The sequence below is a fragment of the Pseudonocardia lacus genome (genome assembly GCF_018531445.1).
GTDB lineage: Bacteria > Actinomycetota > Actinomycetes > Mycobacteriales > Pseudonocardiaceae > Pseudonocardia > Pseudonocardia lacus.
In genome coordinates this window covers 25,140-31,659 of sequence record NZ_JAHDTH010000084.1, presented here as the reverse complement: position 1 = coordinate 31,659, position 6,520 = coordinate 25,140, and the positions used below count along the sequence as shown (strand labels likewise).

Sequence of the window (6,520 nt, the reverse complement as noted above, 5' to 3'; positions counted from 1 at the left end):
CAGCTCGCCGACGGCGTCGCGGTAGAGCGGTCGGCCGTCGCGCTCGCCCACCCGGAACCGCAGCGCCACCCGCCGACCGACCAGATCCCCAGCCGGATCCCGACCCGGATCCCCACCCGGATCCCCACCCGGATCCCCACACCGAGCCCCGTCCGGACCCCCACCGATGCGCACCCCCGCATCGTCCCCGAACGGCCGCCCGCGCTGCGTCGAAGGTCTCGGGCCACACCGCCCCCCGTACCGTACGGTCGGGTTCGGGATACATACTGGGACTTCCCTGAACTGCCAGAATCGTGAGGACCGTCCGTGACCTACGTGATCGCCGAGCCCTGCGTCGACCTCCTCGACAAGGCGTGCATCGAGGAGTGTCCGGTGGACTGCATCTACGAGGGCGGTCGGATGATGTACATCCACCCCGACGAGTGCGTCGACTGCGGCGCCTGCGAACCGGTGTGCCCGGTCGAGGCCATCTACTACGAGGACGACGTGCCCGAGCAGTGGGCCGCCTACACCAAGGCCAACGTCGACTTCTTCGACGAGCTGGGCTCGCCCGGCGGCGCGTCCAAGGTCGGCAAGGTCGAGCGCGACGTCGAGCCGGCCGCCAGCCTGCCCCCGCAGCAGCACGACGAGTGACACACCCCGGGCGGGCGGCGGCAGTGTGATACTCGCGCCGTGATGCCCGCCCCGACCGTCCCGACCCTGCCCGACTTCCCCTGGGACTCCCTGGCCGGCGACAAGTCGTTGGCCGGGGCCCACCCGGACGGGATCGTCGATCTCTCGGTCGGCACCCCGGTCGACCCGATCTCCCCGGCGGTGCGCGCGGCGCTGTCCGGTCCCGCCGCCGACGACCCCGGCTACCCCACCACCCACGGGCCGGAGTCGCTGCGCGAGGCCGTGGCGGCGAGCCTGCGCCGCCGGTTCGGCGTGCCCGTCGACCCCGCCGCCGTGCTGCCCACCATCGGCTCGAAGGAGCTGGTGGCGTGGCTGCCCACGCTGCTGGGCCTGGGCGTCGGCGACACCGTGGTCGTCCCCGCGCTGGCCTACCCCACCTACGAGGTGGGTGCCCTGCTCGCCCGCGCCGAGGTCGTCCGCTCCGACTCGACGGCCGCACTCGGGCCCCGGCGGGTCGCCCTGGTGTGGGTGAACTCACCCTCCAACCCCACCGGGCGCGTCCTGCCCCCGGAGCACCTGCGCAAGGTCGTCGACTGGGCCCGCGAGCGCGGCACCGTCGTCGCCTCCGACGAGTGCTACCTGTCGCTGTCCGACGGGGCCACCTCGGTCCTGCACCCCGACGTGTGCGGCGGGTCGACCGAGGGCCTGCTGGCCGTGCACTCGATGTCGAAGTCCTCCGGGCTGGCCGGCTACCGGGCCGGTTTCGTCACCGGCGACCCGGCACTGGTCGCCGGCCTGCTGGAGATCCGCAAGCACGCCGGCATGATCGTGCCGCGCCCGGTGCAGGCCGCCATGGCCGCGGCCGCCGCCGACGACGAGGGCGTCGCCGCACAGGCCGCCACGTACGCCGCACGCCGCACCCGGCTGCGCGCGGCGCTGGAGTCCTACGGCCTGACCATCGAGCACTCCGAGGCCGGGCTCTACCTGTGGGCCACCGACGGGCGCCCCTGCCGCGAGGTCGTGCACGAGCTGGCCGGGCTGGGGATCCTGGTCGCCCCCGGCGAGTTCTACGGCCCGGCGGGCGGTCGGCACGTGCGCGTCGCGCTCACCGCCTCCGACGAGCGGATCGACGCCGCGATCGCCCGGTTGGCCGGCGGATCGGGAGACGGCCGCCGGTCGTGACGGCGTCGTCGGGGTCGGCGCCGACCCCCACCGCGCGGGCCGTGCGCCCGTTGGTCGTGCTGCTGGGCCTGCTCGCGCTATCGGTCAACCTGCGCGCGGCGCTGGCCGGCTACCCGCCGCTGCTGGAGACCGCCCGCGACGACCTGGGCCTGTCCGCGGGCGCGGCCGGGCTGGTGCAGTCCGGGGCGCTGCTGGCCATGGCCGCGGGCTCCTTCCTGGGGTCGTCGTTCGGGCTGCGCCACGGCCGGGAGACCGCGCTGGGCGTCGCCGTCGGGCTGGTCGCGCTGGGCAGCCTGGTCCGCGGGGTGCCGGTGGTCGCCGCGCTGGTGGGCGGCAGCCTGGTGCTGGGGCTGGGCATCGGGTTGGCCGGTGTCCTGCTGGCCGGCGTGGTCAAGGAGCACCTGCCCGAGCGGGCCGGCGCGGTCACCGGCGGCTACACGGTCGCGATGATGGTCGGCGCCTCGACGGCGGGCGCGGTCGCGGTACCGCTGGCGACGCTGCTGGGCGGCTGGTCGTTCTCGCTGGCCGTCTGGGCGGTGCCGGCGGTGCTGGCCCTCGGGCTGTGGGTTCCGGTGGCCCGCCGGGCCGGGCGCCCCGCCCCGCACGCCGCGCGCCAGGTCCTCGCGCCGCCGTGGCGCAGCTCGTTCGCCCGCCGGGTGGCGGTCTACCAGCTGGGCACGTCGTCGGTGTTCTACGGGGCGCTGACCTGGCTCGCGCCCTACTACGAGGGCCTGGGCTGGAGCCCCCAGGAGGCCGGGCTGCTGATCGCGGTGTGGAGCCTGGCCCAGATCCCGACCGCGCTCGTCGTGCCGGTGCTGGCCGAGCGCAGGCGCCGCTGGCGGTTCTGGACCGGCACGACCAGCGCCTGCGCGTTCGTCGGCTCCCTCGGCGTGTGGCTCTGGCCGCAACCACCGGTCGTCGGGGCCTGGGGGTGGATCGTGCTGATGGGCCTGGGCCTGGGCGCCGGCTTCCCGCTCGGGCTCAGCGTCATCGCCTGGCGCACCGCCGACGGCGCCACCGTCGCGGCCACCAGCGGGCTGGTCCTGGGCACCGGCTACGTCTGCGCCGGGCTGACCCCGCTGCTGATGGGCGTGCTGATCGACCTCACCGGCGGCTTCACCGTCGCGCTGGCCGTGCTGCTGGTGTTCGGGGCCCTGCAGGCCGGGGCGGTCGTGGCGATCGGCGACCGCCCCCGGGAGTGAGCCGGCGCGGTGCCGGACCCGGCGTCAGTTGGCGTGCAGGGCCGCGTTGAGCGCGATGCCCTCCCCGGTGCGCGCGAGCACCTCGACCGCCCCGGACACCGAGTTGCGCCGGAACAGCAGGCCGTCGCGCCCCGACAGCGTGCGCGCCGCCACCACGTCACCGCCGTCGGTCAGCGTGACCTTCGTGCCGGCCGTCACGTACAGCCCCGCCTCGACGACGCAGTCGTCGCCGAGCGAGATGCCGATGCCGGCGTTCGACCCGATCAGGCAGCGCTTGCCGACCGAGATGACCTCCTTGCCGCCGCCGGACAGCGTGCCCATGGCCGCCGCCCCGCCGCCGAGGTCGCTGCCGTCGCCGAGCACGACCCCCGCCGAGATGCGGCCCTCGACCATCGAGGCGCCCAGCGTGCCGGCGTTGAAGTTGACGAAGCCCTCGTGCATGACCGTGGTGCCCGGCGCCAGGTGCGCGCCGAGGCGCACCCGGTCGGCGTCGGCGATCCGCACGCCGGTGGGCAGCACGTAGTCGACCATGCGGGGGAACTTGTCGACCCCGAACACGGTCACCGGGCCGGTCCGGCGCAGCCGGGCGCGGGTGAGCTCGAAGCCGGCCACCGCGCACGGGCCCCGGTCGGTCCACACCACGTTGGCCAGCAGCCCGAACAGCCCGGTCAGGTTGGCCTCGTGCGGCGCGACCACCCGGTGGCTGAGCAGGTGCAGCCGCAGGTAGACGTCGTGCGCGTCGACCGGGGGGTCGGCCAGCGACTCGATCGCCGTGCGCACCACGACCGCCTCGACGCCGCGCGCCGCGTCCGCCCCGGCCAGCGGCTCGAGGTCGGCGGAGCGGTCGGGAGCGTCCGGGCCGAGCGCGGGCTCCGGGTACCAGGTGTCCAGGATCGTGCCGTCGGCGGCGATGGTGGCCAGTCCGGTGCCCGATGCGCCCTCCCGGCGCGGTGCGGTAGTCACCGGACCATCATCCCGAACCGCTCCCGGGTACCGTCCCGCCGGTGACGGACCTCGCGATCGAGCTGGACCTGAGCGCCGACCCGGTCGAGCTGTGCGCCGCGCTCGTCGACGTGCCGAGCGTCTCCGGGGAGGAAGCCGCGCTCGCCGACGCGCTGGAACGGGCCCTGCGCGCGCAGGCGCCGCACCTGGAGCTGCTGCGCTCGGGCAACGCCGTGCTCGCCCGCACCGATCTCGGCCGCGAGCGCCGGGTGCTGCTGGCCGGGCACATCGACACCGTGCCCATCGCCGACAACGTGCCCAGCCGCCGCGAGGGCGACCTGCTGCACGGCTGCGGCACCACCGACATGAAGTCCGGCGACGCCGTCATCGCCCACCTGGCGGCCACCCTCACCGAGCCGCGCCACGACCTCACCCTCGTGTTCTACGACTGCGAGGAGGTCGAGGCCGACCGCAACGGCCTGGGCCGCATCGAGCGCGAGCACCGCGACTGGCTCGACGCCGACCTCGCCCTGCTGGGGGAGCCGACCGGGGCCGCCATCGAGGCGGGCTGCCAGGGCACGCTGCGGGTGGAGGTCACCACCCGCGGCCGGCGCGCGCACTCGGCCCGGTCCTGGCTGGGCGACAACGCCGTGCACGCCGCGGGCGCGGTCCTCGACCGGCTGGCCCGCTACCAGCCGCGCCGCGTCGACATCGACGGCTGCGAGTACCGCGAGGGGCTGCAGGCCGTGCGGATCGCCGGGGGAGTGGCCGGCAACGTGGTGCCCGACGAGTGCGTCGTCACCGTCAACTTCCGGTTCGCCCCCGACCGCGACGTCGCCGCGGCCGAGGCGCACGTCCGGGAGGTCCTCGACGGCTTCGACCTGGCCGTCACCGACAGCGCCCCCGGCGCGCTGCCGGGCCTGGACACCCCCGCCGCCCGGGAGTTCGTGGCCGCCGCGGGCGGCACCCCGCGGGCCAAGTACGGCTGGACCGACGTCGCGCGCTTCGCCGCGCTGGGCATCCCCGCCGTCAACTACGGCCCCGGCGACCCGAACCTCGCCCACACCCGCGAGGAGCGCGTCGACACCCGGGAGATCACCGAGGTGGCGGCCACCCTTCGCCGTTTCCTCACCTGACGGCCACGGGGGCGCCGCGAGGGGCGTCACTACGCTGGGCGCATGAGTGAGACCGGGACGCCGCGCCCCGAGCAGAGCCGGGCCGCGCGCCACCCGCAGGAGAAGCAGCGCGGCCCGGTGGTGCTGCGCGGCCAGTACCGCGACGAGCCCACCACCACCGACCAGCGCCTGCTCGACTCCCGCGGCCCGAGCGACTGGGTGCACACCGACCCGTGGCGGGTGCTGCGCATCCAGGCCGAGTTCGTCGAGGGCTTCGGCGGGCTCGCCGAGGTGCCCCGCGCGGTCACCGTGTTCGGCTCGGCGCGCACTCCGCGTGACCACCCCGAGTACGCCCGGGGCGTGGAGCTCGGCGCGGCGCTGGCCGAGGCGGGCTACGCGGTGATCACCGGCGGCGGGCCGGGCACGATGGAGGCGGCCAACCGCGGCTGCAAGGACGCCGGCGGGTTCAGCATCGGGCTGGGCATCGAGCTGCCCTTCGAGCAGGGCCTCAACGACTGGGTCGACCTGGGCATCAACTTCCGCTACTTCTTCACCCGCAAGACGATGTTCGTGAAGTACTCGCAGGCCTTCGTCTGCCTGCCCGGCGGCTTCGGCACCCTCGACGAGCTGTTCGAGGCGCTCACCCTGGTGCAGACCAAGAAGGTCACCAAGTTCCCGGTGGTCCTGCTGGGCAGCGACTACTGGGGCGGCCTGCACGACTGGATCGCCGACAAGGTGCTCGGCGGGGGCAAGATCGGCGAGAGGGACATGGCCCTGCTGCACGTCACCGACGACGTCGACGACGTCGTCAAGGTCGTGCACGAGGCCTACCGGGCGTGGGAAGAGGCGCACTGAGCATGGCTCTTTCGGTGGTGGTGTACTGCGCGTCGATCGAGGGCATCGCGCCGGAGAACCGCGAGCTCGCCGCCGCGGTCGGGCGGGGGATCGCCGCGCGTGGCTGGCAGCTGGTGTCCGGCGGCGGCCGGCACTCGATGATGGGCGCGGTCGGCGCCGCGGCCCGGCTCGGCGGCGCCCGCACCGTCGGCGTCATCCCGCACGCGCTCGTCGACCGCGAGTGGGCCGACCACGAGTCCGACGAGCTGCTGCTGGTCGACACCATGCGGGAGCGCAAGGCGGTCATGGAGGCGCACGCCGACGCGTTCCTCGCGCTGCCCGGCGGCGTGGGCACCTGCGAGGAGCTGTTCGAGGTGTGGACCTCGGGCTACCTCGGCATGCACGCCAAACCGGTGGTCCTGCTCGACCCGTACGGCCACTACACCGGCCTGATCGAGTGGGTGAAGGGGCTGCAGGATCGCGGGTTCGTCATGCCGGCGGCGATCGAGCGGCTGGTCGTCACCACCGACGTCGACGCCGCGCTCGACGCCTGCGCGAGCGAGGTCGGCGAGGCCGACGTCTCGCGCATGGCCCGTTGACGGCGCGGCGGCCGCCGCCGCTGCGGTTCGGCAC

At 75.0% G+C, this 6,520-nt stretch carries 7 protein-coding genes; 6 read left to right on the top strand and 1 reads right to left on the bottom strand.

From position 1 onward, the window contains the following. Positions 1-306 precede the first annotated feature (306 nt). The 3 genes from fdxA to KIK08_RS19030 are packed head-to-tail and all read left to right on the top strand — an operon-like array spanning position 307 to position 2,996. Complete coding sequence (fdxA, locus tag KIK08_RS19040) at positions 307-633, top strand: ferredoxin (RefSeq protein ID WP_214404538.1); 327 nt, start codon at positions 307-309, stop codon at positions 631-633. Between the two features lie 42 nt (positions 634-675). Then, positions 676-1,794, top strand: a complete 1,119-nt coding sequence (gene dapC / locus KIK08_RS19035; RefSeq protein WP_214404537.1) for a succinyldiaminopimelate transaminase — start codon at positions 676-678, stop codon at positions 1,792-1,794. A 41-nt stretch (positions 1,795-1,835) separates the two neighbouring features. Continuing rightward, positions 1,836-2,996 (top strand): MFS transporter, encoded by a 1,161-nt coding sequence (locus KIK08_RS19030; protein WP_308257730.1) that lies wholly within the window; start codon positions 1,836-1,838, stop codon positions 2,994-2,996. Between the two features lie 24 nt (positions 2,997-3,020). Here the strand turns inward: KIK08_RS19030 and dapD are convergent, their stop codons facing one another. Then, complete coding sequence (gene dapD, locus KIK08_RS19025; RefSeq protein ID WP_214404535.1) at positions 3,021-3,959, bottom strand: 2,3,4,5-tetrahydropyridine-2,6-dicarboxylate N-succinyltransferase; 939 nt, start codon at positions 3,957-3,959, stop codon at positions 3,021-3,023. Positions 3,960-4,000: 41 nt separating this feature from the next. Here dapD and dapE point away from each other — a divergent pair, with 41 nt between their 5' ends. The 3 genes from dapE to KIK08_RS19010 are packed head-to-tail and all read left to right on the top strand — an operon-like array spanning position 4,001 to position 6,486. Beyond that, the gene (dapE, locus tag KIK08_RS19020; protein WP_308257729.1) at positions 4,001-5,074 is read left to right on the top strand and encodes a succinyl-diaminopimelate desuccinylase; all 1,074 of its coding nucleotides are present in this window, start codon (positions 4,001-4,003) and stop codon (positions 5,072-5,074) included. Positions 5,075-5,116: 42 nt separating this feature from the next. Beyond that, on the top strand, positions 5,117-5,908 hold the full coding sequence (locus KIK08_RS19015) for an LOG family protein (protein WP_214404534.1): 792 nt from the start codon (positions 5,117-5,119) through the stop codon (positions 5,906-5,908). A gap of 2 nt (positions 5,909-5,910) precedes the next feature. Beyond that, positions 5,911-6,486 (top strand): LOG family protein, encoded by a 576-nt coding sequence (locus KIK08_RS19010; RefSeq protein WP_214404533.1) that lies wholly within the window; start codon positions 5,911-5,913, stop codon positions 6,484-6,486. The last annotated feature ends 34 nt before the right edge of the window (positions 6,487-6,520 follow it).